At 67.0% G+C, this 16,871-nt stretch carries 16 protein-coding genes and 1 tRNA gene; 6 read left to right on the top strand and 11 right to left on the bottom strand.

From position 1 onward, the window contains the following. Positions 1 to 211: 211 nt before the first annotated feature. The 6 genes from rho to argS form a co-directional block, all read right to left on the bottom strand. Positions 212 to 2,290 carry a transcription termination factor Rho gene (rho, locus tag QX204_RS03770; RefSeq protein ID WP_301905192.1) on the bottom strand — a complete coding sequence of 693 codons (2,079 nt, stop codon included), beginning with the start codon at positions 2,288 to 2,290 and terminating at the stop codon, positions 212 to 214. A gap of 361 nt (positions 2,291 to 2,651) precedes the next feature. Beyond that, complete coding sequence (thrB, locus tag QX204_RS03765) at positions 2,652 to 3,578, bottom strand: homoserine kinase (protein WP_301907899.1); 927 nt, start codon at positions 3,576 to 3,578, stop codon at positions 2,652 to 2,654. Positions 3,579 to 3,603: 25 nt separating this feature from the next. After that, positions 3,604 to 4,698 carry a threonine synthase gene (gene thrC / locus QX204_RS03760; RefSeq protein WP_301905191.1) on the bottom strand — a complete coding sequence of 365 codons (1,095 nt, stop codon included), beginning with the start codon at positions 4,696 to 4,698 and terminating at the stop codon, positions 3,604 to 3,606. Beyond that, complete coding sequence (locus QX204_RS03755; protein ID WP_056817919.1) at positions 4,695 to 6,035, bottom strand: homoserine dehydrogenase; 1,341 nt, start codon at positions 6,033 to 6,035, stop codon at positions 4,695 to 4,697. Before QX204_RS03755 ends, thrC begins: the two co-directional genes overlap by 4 nt. Then, the gene (gene lysA, locus QX204_RS03750; RefSeq protein ID WP_301905190.1) at positions 6,032 to 7,453 is read right to left on the bottom strand and encodes a diaminopimelate decarboxylase; all 1,422 of its coding nucleotides are present in this window, start codon (positions 7,451 to 7,453) and stop codon (positions 6,032 to 6,034) included. Before lysA ends, QX204_RS03755 begins: the two co-directional genes overlap by 4 nt. Positions 7,454 to 7,487: 34 nt before the next feature. Further along, positions 7,488 to 9,149 carry an arginine--tRNA ligase gene (gene argS / locus QX204_RS03745; RefSeq protein ID WP_301905189.1) on the bottom strand — a complete coding sequence of 554 codons (1,662 nt, stop codon included), beginning with the start codon at positions 9,147 to 9,149 and terminating at the stop codon, positions 7,488 to 7,490. Between the two features lie 89 nt (positions 9,150 to 9,238). On the opposite strand from argS, the gene QX204_RS03740 reads away from it, so the two are divergent. From QX204_RS03740 to QX204_RS03730, 3 genes are all read left to right on the top strand, one after another. Beyond that, positions 9,239 to 10,126 carry a thioredoxin-like domain-containing protein gene (locus QX204_RS03740; protein WP_301905188.1) on the top strand — a complete coding sequence of 296 codons (888 nt, stop codon included), beginning with the start codon at positions 9,239 to 9,241 and terminating at the stop codon, positions 10,124 to 10,126. Next, positions 10,126 to 10,848 carry a DUF305 domain-containing protein gene (locus tag QX204_RS03735; protein ID WP_301905187.1) on the top strand — a complete coding sequence of 241 codons (723 nt, stop codon included), beginning with the start codon at positions 10,126 to 10,128 and terminating at the stop codon, positions 10,846 to 10,848. The genes QX204_RS03740 and QX204_RS03735 overlap by 1 nt, the downstream gene beginning before the upstream one ends. A 112-nt stretch (positions 10,849 to 10,960) precedes the next feature. After that, a tRNA-Arg gene (locus QX204_RS03730) sits at positions 10,961 to 11,033 on the top strand. Between the two features lie 176 nt (positions 11,034 to 11,209). Here the strand turns inward: QX204_RS03730 and QX204_RS03725 are convergent. The 4 genes from QX204_RS03725 to QX204_RS03710 all read right to left on the bottom strand — a co-directional run bounded on the left by QX204_RS03725 (position 11,210) and on the right by QX204_RS03710 (position 13,529). Continuing rightward, the gene (locus tag QX204_RS03725; RefSeq protein ID WP_301905186.1) at positions 11,210 to 11,863 is read right to left on the bottom strand and encodes a GAD-like domain-containing protein; all 654 of its coding nucleotides are present in this window, start codon (positions 11,861 to 11,863) and stop codon (positions 11,210 to 11,212) included. Positions 11,864 to 12,221: 358 nt separating this feature from the next. Beyond that, positions 12,222 to 12,656, bottom strand: coding sequence for a hypothetical protein (locus tag QX204_RS03720; RefSeq protein WP_301905185.1), 435 nt, complete (start codon positions 12,654 to 12,656; stop codon positions 12,222 to 12,224). A 181-nt stretch (positions 12,657 to 12,837) separates the two neighbouring features. Further along, positions 12,838 to 13,170: a MafI2 family immunity protein gene (locus QX204_RS03715; protein WP_301905184.1), complete on the bottom strand. Its 333-nt coding sequence runs from the start codon at positions 13,168 to 13,170 to the stop codon at positions 12,838 to 12,840. Positions 13,171 to 13,355: 185 nt separating this feature from the next. After that, positions 13,356 to 13,529, bottom strand: coding sequence for a hypothetical protein (locus QX204_RS03710; protein ID WP_301905183.1), 174 nt, complete (start codon positions 13,527 to 13,529; stop codon positions 13,356 to 13,358). 13 nt (positions 13,530 to 13,542) lie between these two features. On the opposite strand from QX204_RS03710, the gene QX204_RS03705 reads away from it, so the two are divergent. Together QX204_RS03705 and QX204_RS03700 are read left to right on the top strand one after the other, a co-directional pair. After that, a complete protein-coding gene (locus QX204_RS03705; RefSeq protein ID WP_301905182.1) occupies positions 13,543 to 13,881 on the top strand; it encodes a hypothetical protein in 339 nt (112 codons plus the stop codon). A gap of 64 nt (positions 13,882 to 13,945) precedes the next feature. Further along, positions 13,946 to 14,782 (top strand): Cof-type HAD-IIB family hydrolase, encoded by an 837-nt coding sequence (locus tag QX204_RS03700; protein ID WP_301905181.1) that lies wholly within the window; start codon positions 13,946 to 13,948, stop codon positions 14,780 to 14,782. Between the two features lie 23 nt (positions 14,783 to 14,805). Here the strand turns inward: QX204_RS03700 and QX204_RS03695 are convergent, their stop codons facing one another. Next, positions 14,806 to 15,837 (bottom strand): alpha/beta fold hydrolase, encoded by a 1,032-nt coding sequence (locus tag QX204_RS03695; protein WP_301905180.1) that lies wholly within the window; start codon positions 15,835 to 15,837, stop codon positions 14,806 to 14,808. 347 nt (positions 15,838 to 16,184) lie between these two features. On the opposite strand from QX204_RS03695, the gene QX204_RS03690 reads away from it, so the two are divergent. Further along, positions 16,185 to 16,811 carry an Rv0361 family membrane protein gene (locus QX204_RS03690; RefSeq protein ID WP_301905179.1) on the top strand — a complete coding sequence of 209 codons (627 nt, stop codon included), beginning with the start codon at positions 16,185 to 16,187 and terminating at the stop codon, positions 16,809 to 16,811. Positions 16,812 to 16,871 lie beyond the last annotated feature (60 nt).

Raw genomic sequence — 16,871 nt, 5'->3', positions numbered from 1 at the left:
CTCGATAATGGTCGCCGGGTCGTAGCTCCATGGAGTGGAGTACGTGAACCGGAACCGACTAGGCGGGAGTCTGCGAGAACTCGCAGACACACAGCGGTCCAGTATGCCAGATCAGGCCGCACTCACTCAGAACACCCCCCACCTCCGGTTTGTTCCCGGAAGACAGCAAGGGCCCCGCCGAAGCGGGGCCCTGGCCTGCGGTTCTAGACGATCACTCGTCGAGAGCGCTCGGTGCGGTCTTGGAGACCGTCATCAAGAACTCGAGGTTGTTCTTGGACTTGCGCAGACGATCCATCAACAGATCGATCGCCTGGTGCGAGTCCAGACCCGACAGCACGCGCCGCAGCTTGTGCACGACAGCCATCTCGTCGGGCGAGAGCAGCAGCTCGTCGTGGCGGGTGCTCGACGGGTTGATGTCCACCGCGGGGAACACGCGCCGCTCGGCGATCTTGCGGTCGAGCTTGAGCTCGGCGTTGCCGGTGCCCTTGAACTCTTCGAAGATCACCGTGTCGCCGGTGGAACCGGTCTCCACCATCGCCGTGGCGATGATGGTGAGCGAGCCGCCGTTCTCGATGTTGCGTGCCGCGCCGAGGAAACGCTTCGGCGGGTACAGCGCGGTCGAGTCGACACCACCGGAGAGGATGCGGCCCGACGCAGGCGAGGAGTTGTTGTACGCACGACCCAATCGAGTGATCGAATCGAGCAGCACCACAACGTCTTTGCCCATTTCCACCAGACGCTTGGCACGCTCGATGGCGAGCTCGGCGACGGAGGTGTGGTCACCCGGCGGGCGGTCGAAGGTGGAGGCGATGACCTCACCCTTCACCGAACGCTGCATATCGGTGACCTCTTCGGGACGTTCGTCGACCAGGACCACCATGAGGTAGCACTCGGGGTTGTTGATCGCGATCGCGTTCGCGATGTCCTGCATGATCGTGGTCTTACCCGCCTTGGGCGGGGACACGATCAGCGCGCGCTGACCCTTACCGATCGGCATGATCAGGTCGATCACGCGCGTGGTGAGCTTGTTCTGCGCGGTTTCCAGGCGCAGGCGCTCGTTCGGGTACAGCGGGGTGAGCTTCTGGAAGTCCGGACGACGACGCGCTGCTTCGAGCTCGCCACCGTTCACGGTGTCCAGGCGAACCAGCGGGTCGAACTTCTGTCGCTGGTTGTTCTGCTCGCCGTCGCGCGGGGCACGCACCGCACCGGTGATCGCGTCACCGCGGCGCAGGCCGTTCTTGCGGACCAGGTTCATCGACACGTACACGTCGTTGGGGCCGGCGAGGTAGCCGGAGGTCCGCACGAACGCGTAGTTGTCGAGGACATCGAGAATGCCGGCGACCGGCTGCAGGACGTCGTCCTCGCGGATGTCGTAATCGCGGGCCTCGGTCTGGCCACCGCCGACGGGACCACCGTCGCGGTCACGACCACGACGACGCTCGCGGAATCGACGACCCCGGCGACCGCGGCCGCCTTCCTCGTCGTCGCCACCACGGTCGTCGCGGGGACCGCGATTACCGCCGGTGTTGCCGTTCTGGCTCTGGTTCTGGTTGCGCTCGTTCTGATTACGGTCGCCACCGGCGCGCTCGCCACGGTCGTTGCCGCCACGATCGTTGCCGTTGCGCTCGTTGCGCTCGGCACCGTTGCGGTCGCCACGATCGCGTCGGCGGTCGCCCTGGTCGCCGCCCTCGGCCTTATCGGCCTGCTTGGTCTCCTCGGCGCGGTTCTCGGCAGGGGCGCGGTTCTCAGCGGGAGCATTGTCGCCACCACCGGAACGGGCCTGGTCGCGCCCACGGCGCTGCCTGCCACGACCACGCTGACCACCGTCGCGACCGGACTCCTCGCCTGCGTCGGCGGGGGCATCGGTCTTGACCTGCTCGGTCGCGGCCGGTTCGGCCTGCGCCTCGACGGTCTTGACCTCGGTGGCCTTGACCTCGGCGGGAGCCGGCTTCTCGGCGGGCGCGGCCTGCTTCTCGGCCTTGGCGGACTTGTCCGCCTTCGCGGGCGCTTCGCTCTTGGCGGGCGCTTCGCTCTTGGCGGGCGCTTCGGTCTTGGCGGGCGCTTCGCTCTTGGCAGGCGCTTCGTTCGCGGCAGGCGCGGCGGCCGTCACGGCGGCGGGCTTGTCACCCTTGGCCGGCGCTCCGGATTGATTTTCCTTGATAGCGGCGATGAGATCGCCCTTACGCATTCCGGAGGTACCTCGGATACCGAGCTCCCCCGCCAGTGCGCGCAACTGCGGCAACAGCATTCCAGTCAGCCCCGATCGTGCGACGTCGGTTTGTTCGCTCATTTTCGAAATCTGTCCGGATTCACTTTCGCGGCTGCCCGAGTTCGTAGGGTTGGAATCCACCCCGGGTGTCGCGAGCAGGTCCGTTTCTGTCACGGAAGTCCTTTCCTTCCCTCGAATGCCGTGTGCTGATTCGAGGGTTCCGTTCCGTAGACCCGGCAACATATGCCGAGCTCGGATTATGCGTCCATGTTCGACGCCTGTGCCGTACTACCCGCCGCGGGAGGACCGGAGGCCTTCGCCACCAGAAGACAGTGGTGAGGGGAGCGATTGCCCTGATGAAGCACCGGCGTCTGATGCGCACGATGTACGGACTTGCTCAGAATAGCTGCCTATTGCGAACAACGGCAAGGCAGGCACGCCGTCAGTCGATCGATACTCCGGAAGCGATGCCTGGCTCGACCACGCGCAAACCGTCCGATTCGGCCTGTTTGCGCAGGTCATCGGGGAATTCTTCGGTGGTCAGCGCGAGAATCGTCGGCCCGGCGCCCGAAACCGTCGCCGCGATTCCCGCAGCGCGCAGCAGCTCGATCCACTTCGTGGTGAGTGGTAGCGCGGGTGCACGCTGGGTCTGGTGCAACCGGTCGGCGGTGGCCGACATCAGCAGATCGGGGCGGTCGGTCAGCGCGACGACGGCCAGCGCCGCCCGGCTGACGTTGAACGCCGCGTCGCCATGGGGCACCTGCTCGGGCAGCAGCCCGCGGGTGTGCGCCGTGGAGGAGCGTTCCTGCGGGATCAGCACCACCGGACGAAGAGCCGACGCCGGGGTGAGGCGCACGGCCCGGTAGGCGCGGGTCTGCGCGGCATCGGTTTCGGTCCACGACACCACGATTGCCCCGAGCACGCTGGCAGCGGCATTGTCGGGGTGGCCCTCGAACTCCGAGGCGAGCTGCACCAGCCGGTCGTCGTCCATCCGCAGCGCGGGGTCGAACTTCGCGGCCAGCCCGGCGCCCGCGGCCAGTCCACCGACCACGGCCGACGCGCTGGAACCGAGCCCACGCGAGTGCGGAATCACGTTGCGGCACACCACGTCGAGACCGTCGGCCCACACACCCAGCGACTCCAGTCCACGCTCGATCGCGCGGACCACCAGATGGGTTGGGCCCCATGGCACGTCGTCGGCGCCTTCACCCTCGACGCGGATGTCGAGTCCCGATTCGGTAGTGCGCACCACGATTTCGTCGTAGATGCCCAATGCCATTCCGAGACAATCGAATCCGGGACCGAGATTGGCCGTGGAGGCGGGAACGCGCACGGTCACTTCGAGACCGGCGGGCAGCGTCGCTGTCATCAGCGTGGGCTCGGGTGCGGTCAACTCAGGCCAGCTCGAGTTCGCGGGCGATCGCGACCGGGTCGACCGCGATGGGCTTGACCTCGGGCATTCCGGCCAGCGCGTTGTCGGGGTCCTTGAGACCGTTGCCGGTCACCGTGCACACCACGGTCAGGCCCGAATCCAGCCAGCCTTCCTTGCGCGCGGCCAGCAGACCGGCCACGCTCGCGGCCGACGCGGGCTCGACGAAGACGCCCTCTTTCGCGGCGACGAGGCGGTAGGCGGCCAGGATCTCGTCGTCGGTGGCCGCGCGGAAGGCGCCGCCGGACTGCTCCTTGGCCTCCATCGCACCGTTCCACGACGCCGGGGCGCCGATCCGGATGGCGGTCGCGATGGTCTCCGGGTCTTTCACCGGCGCACCGTTGACCAGCGGCGCAGCACCGGCGGCCTGCACGCCGAGCATGCGCGGCAGCACCGAGGTGATGCCGTCGGCGTGGTATTCGCGGTATCCACGCCAGTAGGCGGTGATGTTGCCCGCGTTGCCGACCGGCAGCACGTGCACATCGGGCGCCTTGCCGAGCACGTCGCAGATCTCGAACGAGGCGGTCTTCTGGCCTTCGATACGCGCCGGGTTCACCGAGTTCACCAGGCCGACCTGCGGAAATTCCGCGGTCACCTTGCGCGCCAACTCGAGACAGTCGTCGAAGTTGCCCTCGACCTGGATGATCTTGGCGCCGAGCATCACGGCCTGGGCCAGCTTGCCCATCGCGATCTTGCCCTGCGGGATCAGCACCGCGCACTCCATGCCGGCGCGGGTGGCGTACGCCGCGGCCGAAGCCGAGGTGTTGCCGGTCGACGCGCAGAGCACGGCCTTCTGACCGCGGTACTTGGCGTCGGTCATCGCCATGGTCATGCCGCGGTCCTTGAACGAACCCGTCGGGTTGGCACCTTCGACCTTGAGGTACACCTCGCACCCGGTGAGCGCGGACAGGTGCGGCGCGGGGACCAGCGGGGTACCGCCCTCGAACAGGGTCACCGGCTCCCAGTCGGCCGCACCGGCCAAGCGGTCGCGGTAGGCAGCGATCAGACCGGGCCAGCGCGAGTGCACGCCGGTCTGGGGGGCGATGCCGGTGGAGCTCATTCTTCTGTGCCTTCCAGTCTGAGAACGCTGGTCACAGCGGTGACGGATTCCATGTCCGCCAATACGGCGACAGTATCTGCCAGCGACGACTCCACCGCATGGTGGGTGACGACCACGAGTCGGGCGCCGTCGCCGTGGCCCTGCTGACGCACGGTGGAGATGCTCACCCCGTGCTGGGCGAAGGTGTCGGCGACCGCGGCGAGCACGCCGGGACGATCCTCCACCTGCAGGTTCACGTGATAGCGGGTGGGGGTGTCACCGATCGGCGCGATCGGCAGCTCAGCATAAACCGATTCGCCGGGTGCCCGACCACCGTAGAACTTGTTGCGCGCGGCCATCACCAGGTCGCCGAGCACGGCCGACGCGGTGGGGGCGCCACCGGCGCCCTGCCCGTAGAACATCAGGCGACCGGCGTTGTCGGCTTCGACGACCACCGCGTTGAACGCGCCGTTGACCGAGGCCAGCGGGTGCTTGCGCGGGATGAGCGCCGGGTAGACGCGCACCGAGACGCGATCCTTGCCGCCCTGTTCCAGCGTCGGCTCGCCCGGCCCGGCCGAGACGCGCTCGCAGATGGCGAGCAGCTTCACCGTGCAGCCGACGGCCGACGCGGTCTCAAGGTCTTCGGCGGTGATCTTGGAGATGCCCTCGCGGTAGACATCCGCCGCGGTCACCCGGGTGTGGAACGCCAGCGAGGCCAGGATCGCGGCCTTGGCGGCGGCGTCGTAGCCCTCGACGTCGGCGGTGGGGTCGGCTTCGGCGTAGCCGAGCGCGGTGGCCTCGGCGAGCACGTCGTCGTAGGCGGCGCCGGTCTCGTCCATCGCGGAGAGGATGAAGTTGGTGGTGCCGTTGACGATGCCGACGACCTTGTTCACCCGGTCACCCGACAGTGACTGGATCAGCGGCCGGACCACCGGGATCGCACCGGCCACCGCCGCCTCGAAGTACAGGTCGGCGCGGCTGCCTTCAGCGGCGGCGGCGAGTTCACCGGTGTAGTCGGCCAGCAGCGCCTTGTTGGCGGTGACGACGGACTTGCCCGCGTTGAGCGCGTCGCCGATCAGCTTGCGGGCGGGGTCGATACCGCCCATGACCTCGACCACGAGGTCGACATCGTCGCGGGCGACGAGCGCGGCGGCATCGGTGGTGAGCAGTTCGGCGGGCAGGCCGCGGTCCTTGCTGATGTCGCGCACGGCGACACCACGCAGCACGAGCGGTGCTCCGACGCGCGAACGCAGGTCATCGGCGTGATCGCGCAGCACGCGAACTACCTCGGTACCGACAGTGCCCATCCCGAGCACGGCTACGCCGAGCGGACGCCCCGCATCTTTGGTGCCGTTCATTCTTCCACCTCCAGGCTGAGCAGGTCCGCCACCGTTTCCCGGCGCAGAATCAGTCGAGACGCACCGTCACGCACCGCGACCACGGCGGGCCTGGTGAGCAGGTTGTAGCGGCTCGACATCGAATAGCAGTACGCACCGGTCGCGGCAACGGCCACCAGGTCACCGGGGGCCGCGTCGGCGGGCATCCAGGTGTCACGAATGACGATATCGCCACTCTCGCAATGCTTTCCGACCACGCGAGCAACGACCGCATGGGCGTCCGACGAGCGCGAGACCAGACGGCAATCGTAGTCTGCCTGGTACAGCGCGGGACGGATATTGTCGCTCATCCCGCCGTCCACGCTCACGTAGCGACGGCGCGCGCCACCATCGAGTTCGACATCCTTGATGGTGCCGACCTCGTACAGGGTGACAGTGCCCGGACCCGCGATGGCGCGGCCCGGCTCCACGGCGATGGTCGGCTCCGGCAGCCCGGCGCGGGCGGCCTCGGCGGCGACCAGGGCGCGCAGATTGGTGGCGAATTCGCCCAGCGGGGGCGGGTTGTCGCTCGGCAGGTAGGAAATACCGAGGCCGCCGCCGAGATCCAGAGTCGAGATCTGGGCGGTGCGGTCGATGCCGAACTTGTCGATGGCCTCGCGCAACAGGCCGAGCATGCGGCGCGCGGCGATCTCGAAGCCGTCGAGTTCGAAGATCTGCGAGCCGATATGGCTGTGCAGACCGACCAGACGCAGGTTGTCGGCCTCGAAGACGCGCGCGAGCGCTTCCATGGCGTCGCCGCCGGCGATCGAGAAGCCGAACTTCTGGTCCTCGTGCGCGGTGGAGATGTACTCGTGGGTGTGCGCCTCGACGCCGACGGTGACGCGGACCAGCACGTCCTGCACCACGCCCGCCGCGCCGGCGACCGCTTCGAGCCGCTCGATCTCGTAGAGCGAGTCGACGACCACGTGCCCGACACCCGACGCCACGGCCGCTTCCAGCTCGGGCACCGACTTGTTGTTGCCGTGCAGCGCGATGCGCTCGGCCGGGAAACCGGCGTTCAGCGCGACCGCGAGCTCGCCGCCGGAGCACACGTCGAGGGAAAGACCCTCGTCACGGATCCAGCGCGCGATCTCGCCACACAGGAACGCCTTGGAGGCGTAGTGCACGCGGGCGTTCGCCCCGAACGCGGCCACCATGTCGCGGCAGCGCGAGCGGAAATCGTCCTCGTCGATCACGAACAGCGGCGTGCCGTACTGCTCGGCGAGCTCGGTGACGGGCACGCCGGCCAGCCGGACCACCCCGTCGTCAGCGCGCGAGGCATTGCGCGGCCAGACGTTCGCGGGGAGGTCGATCATCTCCCTCGGATCGGTCGGGCGCTCGGCCAGACTCGGTGCGTGCGGGATCTCTGCGTGCCGGGGACCGGCCGGGTGTGCACTCATCTCGGTGCGTCCTTCCTGAAAAGCTTGCCGGTGTTCACATGCGCTCCGGTGCGCTCACGCCGAGCAGGGCGAGGCCGTTGGCCAGCACCTGACGGGTCGCCTTGACCAGTTCGAGCCGGGCCGCGTTGAGCGCAGTGACGGCTTCGTCGCCCTTGGGGAGCACGCGCATGTCGTCGTCGGACTGGAACGGGTGGTAGACACCGGCCAGTTCTTCGAGGTAGCGGGCGATGCGGTGGGGTTCGCGGGTGTCGGCGGCGGTGGCGACCACGCGCGGGAAGTCGCCCAGGGTGCGAATCAGGTCGCCTTCGCGACCGGACGTCATCAGCGCGAAATCCGGTGCCACCGAAGCGAATTCGGGATACTTCGCGGCGTTGCCGATGATGCTGTTGGTCCGTGAGTGCGCGTACTGCACGTAGTAGACCGGGTTCTCGCTGCTCGCCTTGGTCCACAGGTCGAGGTCGATGTCGATGCTCGAGTTCACCGAGGAACGCACCAGCGAGTAGCGCGACGCGTCGACGCCGATCTGCTCGACCAGGTCGTTGAGGGTCACCACGGTGCCCGCGCGCTTGCTCATCTTCACGGCGACGCCGTCGCGCACCAGGTTCACCATCTGGCCGATCAGCACCTCGACGGTGTCGGGGTTGTCACCGAACGCGGCCGCGGCGGCCTTCAGCCGGCCGATGTAGCCGTGGTGGTCGGCGCCGAGCATGTAGATGGCCAGGTCGAAGCCGCGGCCACGCTTGTTCTGGAAGTAGGCGATGTCACCGGCGATGTAGGCGGCGTTGCCGTCGCTCTTGAGGACGACGCGGTCCTTGTCGTCGCCGTACTCGGTGCTGGCGATCCACCACGCACCGTCCTTCTCGTACAGGTTGCCGGAGTTCTTGAGCTGCTCGACGGCCTGTTCGACGGCTCCGGAGGCGAACAGTTCGCTCTCGTTGAAGTACACGTCGAAATCGGTGCCGAACTCGTGCAGATCCGCCCGGATCTGGGCGAACATCTGCTGCACGCCCTCGCTGCGGAATACCTCGTGACGCTCGTCGGCGGGCAGGGTGAGCACCTCGGGATGCGCGGCCACGATGCCCGCGCTGATCTCGGAGATGTACTCCCCCGCGTAGCCGTCCTCGGGGGTCGGCTCGCCCAGCGCGGCCGCGACCAGACTCTTCGCGAAGCGGTCGATCTGCGCGCCGTGGTCGTTGAAGTAGTACTCGCGCGTCACGTCAGCGCCCTGAGCTGCAAGGATGCGACCCAGCGCATCACCGACGGCGGCCCAGCGGGTGCCGCCCAGGTGCACCGGCCCGGTCGGGTTCGCCGAGACGAATTCGAGGTTGATCTTGGTGCCTGCCAGCGCGAACCCGGTGCCGTAGATCTCCCCCGCGGCCAGGATCTGGCTCACGATCGCACCCTGCGCCGAAGCGGCGAGGCGAATGTTGAGGAATCCGGGTCCGGCGATCTCGGCCACATCGATACCCTCGGTCGCCGAGAGCGCCTCGGCCAGCCAACCGGCCAGCTCGCGGGGGTTGGTTCCGACCCGCTTGGCCACCTGCATCGCTACATTCGTGGCATAGTCGCCGTGTTCGGGGTTGCGCGGACGCTCCACTGTGACCTGCTCGGGCAGGACCGACGAGTCCAGTCCGCGTTCGACAAGCACCTTCGCCGCGGTGGTACGAAGGAGATCTGCAAGGTCAGCTGGAGTCACGAGTCTCTATCCTATTGGCTGGGCCCCTTGCAACCACGACCGCCCGCCACGAACCCACCGATCCACACGTCGAAAGAGCACAACGAGCGATGCCTAGCAGGACCAGCGCCACATCAGCCAAGGCCGTGCGGGCCGCGGGGAAGTCGTCTCCGTCCCGCAAGACCCGTAAGGGCAACCTTCCGGGTAAGAAGCGGGACACCCCATGGGCCCTGCTCGGCGCGGGCCTCGCCATCGTCGCGCTGATCGGCCTGCTGGCCTACAGCCTGGTGCCCAAGTACATGGACCAGGCCGCGATCCGGGAAGCCCAGACCGATCTCAAGGAATGGGTGCCCTCCAAGGAGAACCAGGACCCGTCGGCGAAGATCGACGGCGTCGTGAAGGCGGAGTACCCGGCCGGTCTGCACGTGACCGCCAGCCAGCGCGTGGCCTACGACAAGACCCCCGCTTTCGGCGGCCCGCACGACGGCGCCTGGGCGAATTGCACGGGCACGGTGTACGCCAAGCCGATCCGCATGGAGAACGCGGTGCACTCGCTCGAGCACGGTGCGGTCTGGATCGCGTACAACCCCGACAAGGTCGACGCGGCCGGCGTCGAGAAGCTGTCGAACTTCGTCAAGGGCCGTCAGTACTCGCTGATGTCGCCGTACCCGGGTCTCGACTCGGCGATCTCGCTGCAGTCGTGGGGCCACCAGCTCAAGCTGGACAACCCCGACGACGCGCGGATCAAGCAGTTCATCTCCGCACTGCGCGAGAACCCCTACGCCTACCCCGAGGTCGGCGCGAGCTGCTCGAACCCGATCTTCGACGCGAACAACCCGCCCCCGTTCGACTCCTCGCCCTACGGTCCGGAAGCGGTGCCGATGGACGGCAAGGGCCTGACCCCCGACGCGACCGAACTCGGCGGCGGCGGCACCGGCTCGGGCATCCCCGGCCTGCCGAACATCCCGATGCCGGGCGGCCTGCCCTCGGGTCAGTAGTGAGCACAGAGGAAAACGCGGTCGAATCCGACGACACCGCACCCGAGTCGAGCGCGCGTCGCCCGGCCGGGGCGGTGCTCGTCCTCGGCGCGATCGGGCTGCTGCTGCTCGGCGCGGTGGCGGGCGTGCTGTTGCGGATGCCGCTGGAGAAGAACGCCGAACCCGAGCCCAGCGCGGTCGACATCGGTTTCAGTCAGGACATGTCGGCCCATCACGCCCAGGCCGTCGACATGGCAGGCGTGGCGCTGATCGCCTCGACCGACAACGACGTACGCCGCCTCGCCTACGACATCCTGACCACCCAGCAGAATCAGATCGGCCGCATGCAGGCCTGGTTGCAGCTGTGGGGCGAGTCCAACCAGAACGTGGACGGCTACATGGGCTGGATGACCGACGACCACGGCAGTGCAGGCCACCACGGCGGCAGCGCGGCCGAACCCGCGATGTCAGGCCCGATGCAGCAGATGCCCGGCATGGCGAGCCAGGAAGAGATGACCGCGCTGCGCCAGTCCACCGGCCCCGCGCTCGACACGATGTTCCTGCAACTGATGCTGCGCCACCACCAGGGTGGCGTCCCGATGCTCGACTACGCCACAGAGCACGCCGACACCACCGCGGTCCGCACCCTGGCGGCCACCATGTCGAAAACCCAAGAGGGCGAATCCCAGCTGATGACGAGCATGCTCGCCACCCGCAACGCCACCCCCCTCCCCCTCAACTGATCCCCGAGGCCGGACCGGCCCATCCCCCGGTCCGGCACGGTTTTTGGCGCACCGCACTCGATGCGATACGCTGTCGCTGCCCGATCGCCTCACCGCGACCGGCACCTATCCCGCCCTCGTAGCTCAGGGGATAGAGCGTCTGCCTCCGGAGCAGAAGGCCGCAGGTTCGATTCCTGCCGAGGGCACACACGAAGAAGGCCCCCGACCCGCATTCGAGCGGTCGGGGGCCTTTCTCGTCTGCACTGTCAGCCTCACTCAAACTCTTCGAAGCCGCGGCCAGTGCTTCGGACGGTGACTGGGAGGTAGATCCTGGCTGTCACACTGGCGTCCGCATGACCCAGCCACGGATCGACGCCGCGATCTAGTCGAGAGTCAGCTCCGGCTCCTGGAGTGCGCGCAACGCGGCCAGTTCGGTGGCGGCGTCGGCGAGCACCGCGTACTCGGCGCGAATATCGCCGCCCTCCTGGATCCGCGATGAGAAGCTGTAGACGGTGTCGTGCGAGGTGCGTCCGATCCGCGCGACGATCCGCGCGAACATGTCCTCCTGCAGGTCGTAGCCCTCCACCGGGTAGTCGGCGTCGACGAGGAACTGACCGTCCGGGAAGCTCAGGACATCGGTGATCCCCATATCGATCCATTGCTGCCCGGCCAGCGCCTCCGGCTCGAAGAGGCCGACGCCGGAGAGGATCGGGTTGATCTCGATCTTCTGCCCGAGCCCGGCGCGGAAGCAATAGATCTTGCCGTAGGCGGTCCGGAAGATCGGAATCTGATCTCCCGCATACCGCTGCGGAAGCTCGACGCTCGCCAGCCACGCGTCCGCGATCGGCTGCCAGTAGTGCGGGTCGCAGACCCACAGCAGCCCGTCACTGAACCCACCGAATCCGATCTCCCTCCACAGATCCAGCATGAGCTCCGGAAGCCGCCCGCTGTACTCGGCGAAGTAGCTCTCGGGCACCGGAACCGGGTCGATCGGTTCGCCGCGTCGAGACAGCAGGTCGAACAGTTCGATGCGCACTGCCGCATCCTGCCACGACCCGCGTTCTCGACGGACGAACGATTCTTCGAGCTACCGCGACCGAGCACGTGGCTGATGTCCGCAGCTCCCGCACAACCACCACCCAGCACAACCACCGCCGAGCCAACGGGTCTCAGGCGCCTGCGGCGCATACCGAGGACGATTACAGGTTCGATTCCTGCCGCGTCGGCGCGATCATCTGGGGGCGATGACACGCGATGACTCAACTTCACCCGAAGTCCGGACGGCATCCCACAGCGCTTCGTCCCGAGAGCGCGCGTAGGTCCGCGCGGTGACGTCGGCATCCGCGTGCCCGACCCTTCGACCCGACTACAGCTTGGTTGGCCGGCCGATGTTGCTAGAGAAAAGGCCGATCCCGATCGGGTACATCCGCGATGACCAACAGCATCAATCCAATCAGCGCCGTTTGCGTAAACAGCTGTGCCACTGGGTCTCCCAAGGGCATCCCCGTACGGATGAGCGACGTGGTGATACCCGCCAGGACCGAACCGGCCACGACAAGCCCGGCAATCTTCCTACGCTTTGTCCGTTGTTTCGCCGGACGGTTTGCCGCCATCGTGTCCAGCCCGTCTGCCAAGACCAGCAGACCACCGACGAAGAGGGTCAGGCCGAACAGCCGATCTGCCGGGAGGTCGTCCCAGTCCTTGCTGACAGCCAATCTGATCAGGGAAGCAAAATACAGCCCGATGACCGCAAGCGCGCCGACCCTCCTGAATCTCGACCATCGCGTCTGCGCATATGCGACAACCGATCCCACCCCATTTGCGCTCACACCGTGAGGCTACAAGGCCGTCCGACGGTTCCGCAGCACGGAATTCGACCTCTACCTGATCGGCGACCAACCAGCACCCACGCCCCTGTGATGTGCGAATCCATCACAGAACAGGGTCGATGCTGGTCACCGGGAATACGCGATCGGTATGTGCCGCACTGGCGCTGACGTGTCAGCACCACTAGCGACCTTCGACGCCGAGCTCGTCGCGCCGGAAGGCGAGCAGCCATCCGGGCGGATTTGCTACATGTGAGGGTGCATCCAGCCGCTCGACGCTTTCCTCGATCAGATAGGGAGCAGAAAAATCTGCGATGACTTCGGCTCCGATGCAGGAGACCGAGTCCCAGTCGTCATCTGAAATCTCGCCGTCGACGACGAACCGAAGGAAAACACGAGAGCTTTCGTCCTTGCAGAACACCGCCCTGACAACAGGTGGAAGGTTGCCTGACATGGCGCGATTCACCGAACCCAACAGGGCTTTGCGCTTGCGTTCTTCCTCGATATGCGGGACCACGTTGTGAGTATCCCGGACCATCAGAAGCGCGCCCTCATCGGCAGAGCGGACGTTCGATGGTCAGCGACTGGGCCCAGAACAGGACCCGGTCTTGCCTAGTTCGCGTGTGGGCAGACACGGTGGTGAGCAGTTTCAGGTGGACGGAAGCAGACACCCGTGGCGGACACAGACGCCGATCCTGTGATTCAGCCGAGCTCGAGGACGTCCAGAGGGAGCGCCCGCAGGAAGTCGGCCGCGTCGAAAGCCTCGAAGACGGTCCAGCCATGCTGGCAGAGCGGCCCGTCGGACCGCACCCTGATTTCACACGCCACCGAGGAATGTGCGGTCGCCATCCAATTCGAGAGCGACGCGAATTTCATTGAAGGACAACAAATGATGCCTGACGGGAACGAACCCCCAGTGCGCTACTTCGCATTGTTCGATGACGAGAGGGGCTACCCCGAGGGTTGGCGCGCGCGTCGGATTACCGGGCTTGTGCGCCGGACCGCCACCCAACCTGTGCCCACCGACGAAGCGCTCGGCAGGGACTTCACCTGGGGTCCCACCGAGTACCTCCAGCGCTACAACCCCGGAAGGGACGAGCCGCACGTGGAGATCTCCGCCGAGAGAGCCGAGCGATTCATCAAGAGTTGGCGCGCCTCGAGGGCACCCCGCGAGGCCGAACGCGCAGGCCCCGAGGCGAACCCGCCCATCGACGAGGCGCAATCCTGATCGGAATCGTGTGCGCGAGTGAGCACGCGGGCCCGGATGCCGGACGTATCCATAGAGTGATCCGATGATGCTGCCCCGCCTCATCGCCACCGATCTCGACGGCACCCTCCTCCGCGCTGACGGCACAGTCTCCCAGCGCACGCTCGACGCACTGCGGACCGCCATCAGCGCCGGAATCGAGATAGTTGTCGTCACCGCGCGCCCACCCCGCTACCTCGACGCCCTCGTCGACGCGGCAGGGCTGACCGGAACGGCGGTGTGCAGCAACGGAGCCCTCGTTTACGACATCGCGTCTCGCACCGTGGTCGAGTCCCGTGCCCTGTCCGTCGCCGCGGCGCGCACCGTGGCGTCCGCGGTCGCCGGAGCGGTCGAGGGAGTCGGGTTCGCGGTCGAGACCGGCCACCGGGTGTTCTTCGAACCGGGCTACCGACCGAGGCTGACGCGGGACACCGGGGCCGAGTCGCCTGTGCGGGCGCTCGCCGACCTGTGGACCCTCGATGTCCCCATCGTGAAGCTCCTCGCCTACTCCGCGCGGCACGACGCGGATTTCCTGGTGGCCGCCGCCGAGGAATTCGCATCAGGGACAGCGCAATTCACTCATTCCGGCGGCCGCGGCCTGCTGGAGATCAGCGCACCGGGCGTCACCAAAGCCGGCACGCTCGCCAAGCTGTGCGCCGAACGCGGCATCGCCGCCGACGACGTCTACGCCTTCGGCGATATGCCCAACGACCTCACGATCCTGAACTGGGCAGGCACCGGGTACGCGATGGGCAACGCCCACGCCACCGTGCGGGCGGCGGTGGCCAGACAGACCGCGTCGAACGAGGAAGACGGGGTCGCGGTCGTCATCGAGCGGCTCTTCGAGCGCCCGTCATCGGAGTCTGGCCAACACTCGGAGTAGGGCCCTTACACCGCCGCCGATGGCTAGACGGCCGCCTCCTTCGGACGGTGGTAGGCGGCCTCGACCAATCGCGTCAGTTCCGCGTTGAATTCCGGCTGGGCTTCGATGTTGCTGAGATGGCCGGTCGGCAAAACTTCCATCCGCACGAAACTGCCTGTCGCGCGCAGCATTTCCGAGATTCGATCGGAGTGCGCGACCGGGATCACGTCGTCGAAGGAGCTTGCGACGATCGAGGTGGGTACCACCAGATTTCGCGCGGATTCGCCCAGATCCATGTCGGCTGCCAGCAATCCGAAGCGAGCCCGGACCAGGGCTGGGCAGGACCGGACGATGTTCATGCCGAAGTCGAGCAGGTCGCCCTTGGCTGCGGTGCTCATGATCTGGCGGGCGAACAGCCATTCCACCGGGGCGATCGGCGGGAAGACGATCGGGAAGCCGATGCCGACGCGGCCGACCAGGAACGGCAGCGGCACTTTGAGTTTCAGCAGCCGGGACGGCCGGTTGAACAGCGGCACGACGGTGGTCTCGAAGATCAGGTGGGCGGCCGCGGTATTGGCGAGCAGCACCGAATGCGCCCGTGCCGCGACCTGTTCCGGGTAGCGACCGGCCCAGGCTTGCAGAGTCATGCCACCCATGCTGTGGCCGACCAGGACCGCGCGTTGCCCGGCGGCCAGGGTCGCGTCGAGCACATCGGCGAGATCGTCGGCGAGCAGGTCCATGCTGAGCTTGCTCGGGCCGAACTCGCTGGCGCCGTGCCCACGCTGGTCATAGGCGATGACGCGGTACTCGCCGGCGAACGCGTTGATCTGGGCATTCCAGTATTCGATCGCGCAGGTCCAGCCGTGCACCAACACGATGGCCGGCGCGTCCTCGGGGCCGTAGGAGTGCACGCGCAGCCGAGTTCCGTCCCTGGTGGTCACGGGGACGACCCGGCGGGCGACGGTAGGCGGATTGAACGCGGCGGTCGCGTAGGAACGGGACCGCAAGTTCGCGCGGTGAGCGTCGAACAGAGCACTGGATATGCCCGTCCAGGCCGTCGCCAGCAAGGCAAGCATCGGACAACTCCTTTGTTGTTACTGATCGAGACAGTAGGGCCAAGGAGGTGCTCATCTACTGGTGCTGACAGTGAATAGGTACAGACCACAGGAATGGCAGCGAATAGCCGTGATCGGTCCAGCGCCGACATCCGCGACAGCCGGGCGTGGCCAAATTTGGCCGGACCGGATCGGCGGGTTACGGTACGCCGAAAGCTTGGTGTACCCGCACGAACAGGGCGAGGCTGCTTCGGAGCAGAAGGCCGCAGTTTCGATTCCCGCCGAGGACACAGTTCATTTCGGTTTGATCTCGCACGGTTCCATACGTTGTGGGGGCCGACGCCCCCGCTGACATCAGGAGCGTTGCCATGACGAATCCGCCTGAGGGACAGCAGCCTCCCTTCGGTCAGCAGCCGCCGGTCGAGCCGGGGATGCCATCCGGCCCGCCGGGGTATCCGCACGCGGGGTTCGGGGCCGGTGGACCGCCGGGGCCCGAATATCCGGGTGGACCCGACGTTTTCGTACCGCCGCCCGCGCCGAAGAAGAAGCGGACCGGGTTGTTCGTCGCGCTCGGTGTTGTCGCGCTGGTGGTGATCGGCGCCCTGGTGACGGGCGTGGTCCTCACGTTGCAGGGTCGGACGCCGTTGTCGTCGGACGAGAAGCAGATCGATGTCGCGGTGCGCGACTTCTACGACACGCTCGACTCCGACGGTTTCATCGCCGCCGCGCAACTGGCCTGCCAGGCCGATCGCACGGAGATCGACAATCTCACCACCGAGCAGCGCGCGCAGTTCGAGCGGGCGACGGTGCAGGTGACGATCGATGACGTCAAAGACATCGTCATCACCGGTGACGATGCGAAGGCGACGGTGACCGGCCAGCTGACCCTGTCGGTGGAGGGCGAGGAGCCCGATACCGAGTCCAGCACCGAGGAGCACCTCACCAAGGAAGACGGCACCTGGAAGATCTGCTCGGCACCGGCCAACAAACACTGATCGAACGCCGCTTCGACACCCTCCGCATCACCCGCCTCTGTTGCGATCACGCTGATCCCA

The organism is Nocardia sp. PE-7, assembly GCF_030486425.1.
GTDB lineage: Bacteria > Actinomycetota > Actinomycetes > Mycobacteriales > Mycobacteriaceae > Nocardia > Nocardia salmonicida_A.
The sequence above is the reverse complement of the archived record's forward strand: the minus strand, read 5'-3'. Positions and strand labels throughout refer to the sequence as shown.

Coding starts and splice junctions, on each gene's coding strand:
- rho (WP_301905192.1), bottom strand. CDS start 2,290: ATGAGCGAACAAACCGACGTCGCACGATCGGGGCTGACTGGAATGCTG.
- thrB (WP_301907899.1), bottom strand. CDS start 3,578: ATGACAGCGACGCTGCCCGCCGGTCTCGAAGTGACCGTGCGCGTTCCC.
- thrC (WP_301905191.1), bottom strand. CDS start 4,698: ATGAGCTCCACCGGCATCGCCCCCCAGACCGGCGTGCACTCGCGCTGG.
- QX204_RS03755 (WP_056817919.1), bottom strand. CDS start 6,035: ATGAACGGCACCAAAGATGCGGGGCGTCCGCTCGGCGTAGCCGTGCTC.
- lysA (WP_301905190.1), bottom strand. CDS start 7,453: ATGAGTGCACACCCGGCCGGTCCCCGGCACGCAGAGATCCCGCACGCA.
- QX204_RS03740 (WP_301905188.1), top strand. CDS start 9,239: ATGCCTAGCAGGACCAGCGCCACATCAGCCAAGGCCGTGCGGGCCGCG.
- QX204_RS03710 (WP_301905183.1), bottom strand. CDS start 13,529: ATGAAATTCGCGTCGCTCTCGAATTGGATGGCGACCGCACATTCCTCG.
- QX204_RS03705 (WP_301905182.1), top strand. CDS start 13,543: ATGATGCCTGACGGGAACGAACCCCCAGTGCGCTACTTCGCATTGTTC.
- QX204_RS03700 (WP_301905181.1), top strand. CDS start 13,946: ATGATGCTGCCCCGCCTCATCGCCACCGATCTCGACGGCACCCTCCTC.
- QX204_RS03695 (WP_301905180.1), bottom strand. CDS start 15,837: ATGCTTGCCTTGCTGGCGACGGCCTGGACGGGCATATCCAGTGCTCTG.
- QX204_RS03690 (WP_301905179.1), top strand. CDS start 16,185: ATGACGAATCCGCCTGAGGGACAGCAGCCTCCCTTCGGTCAGCAGCCG.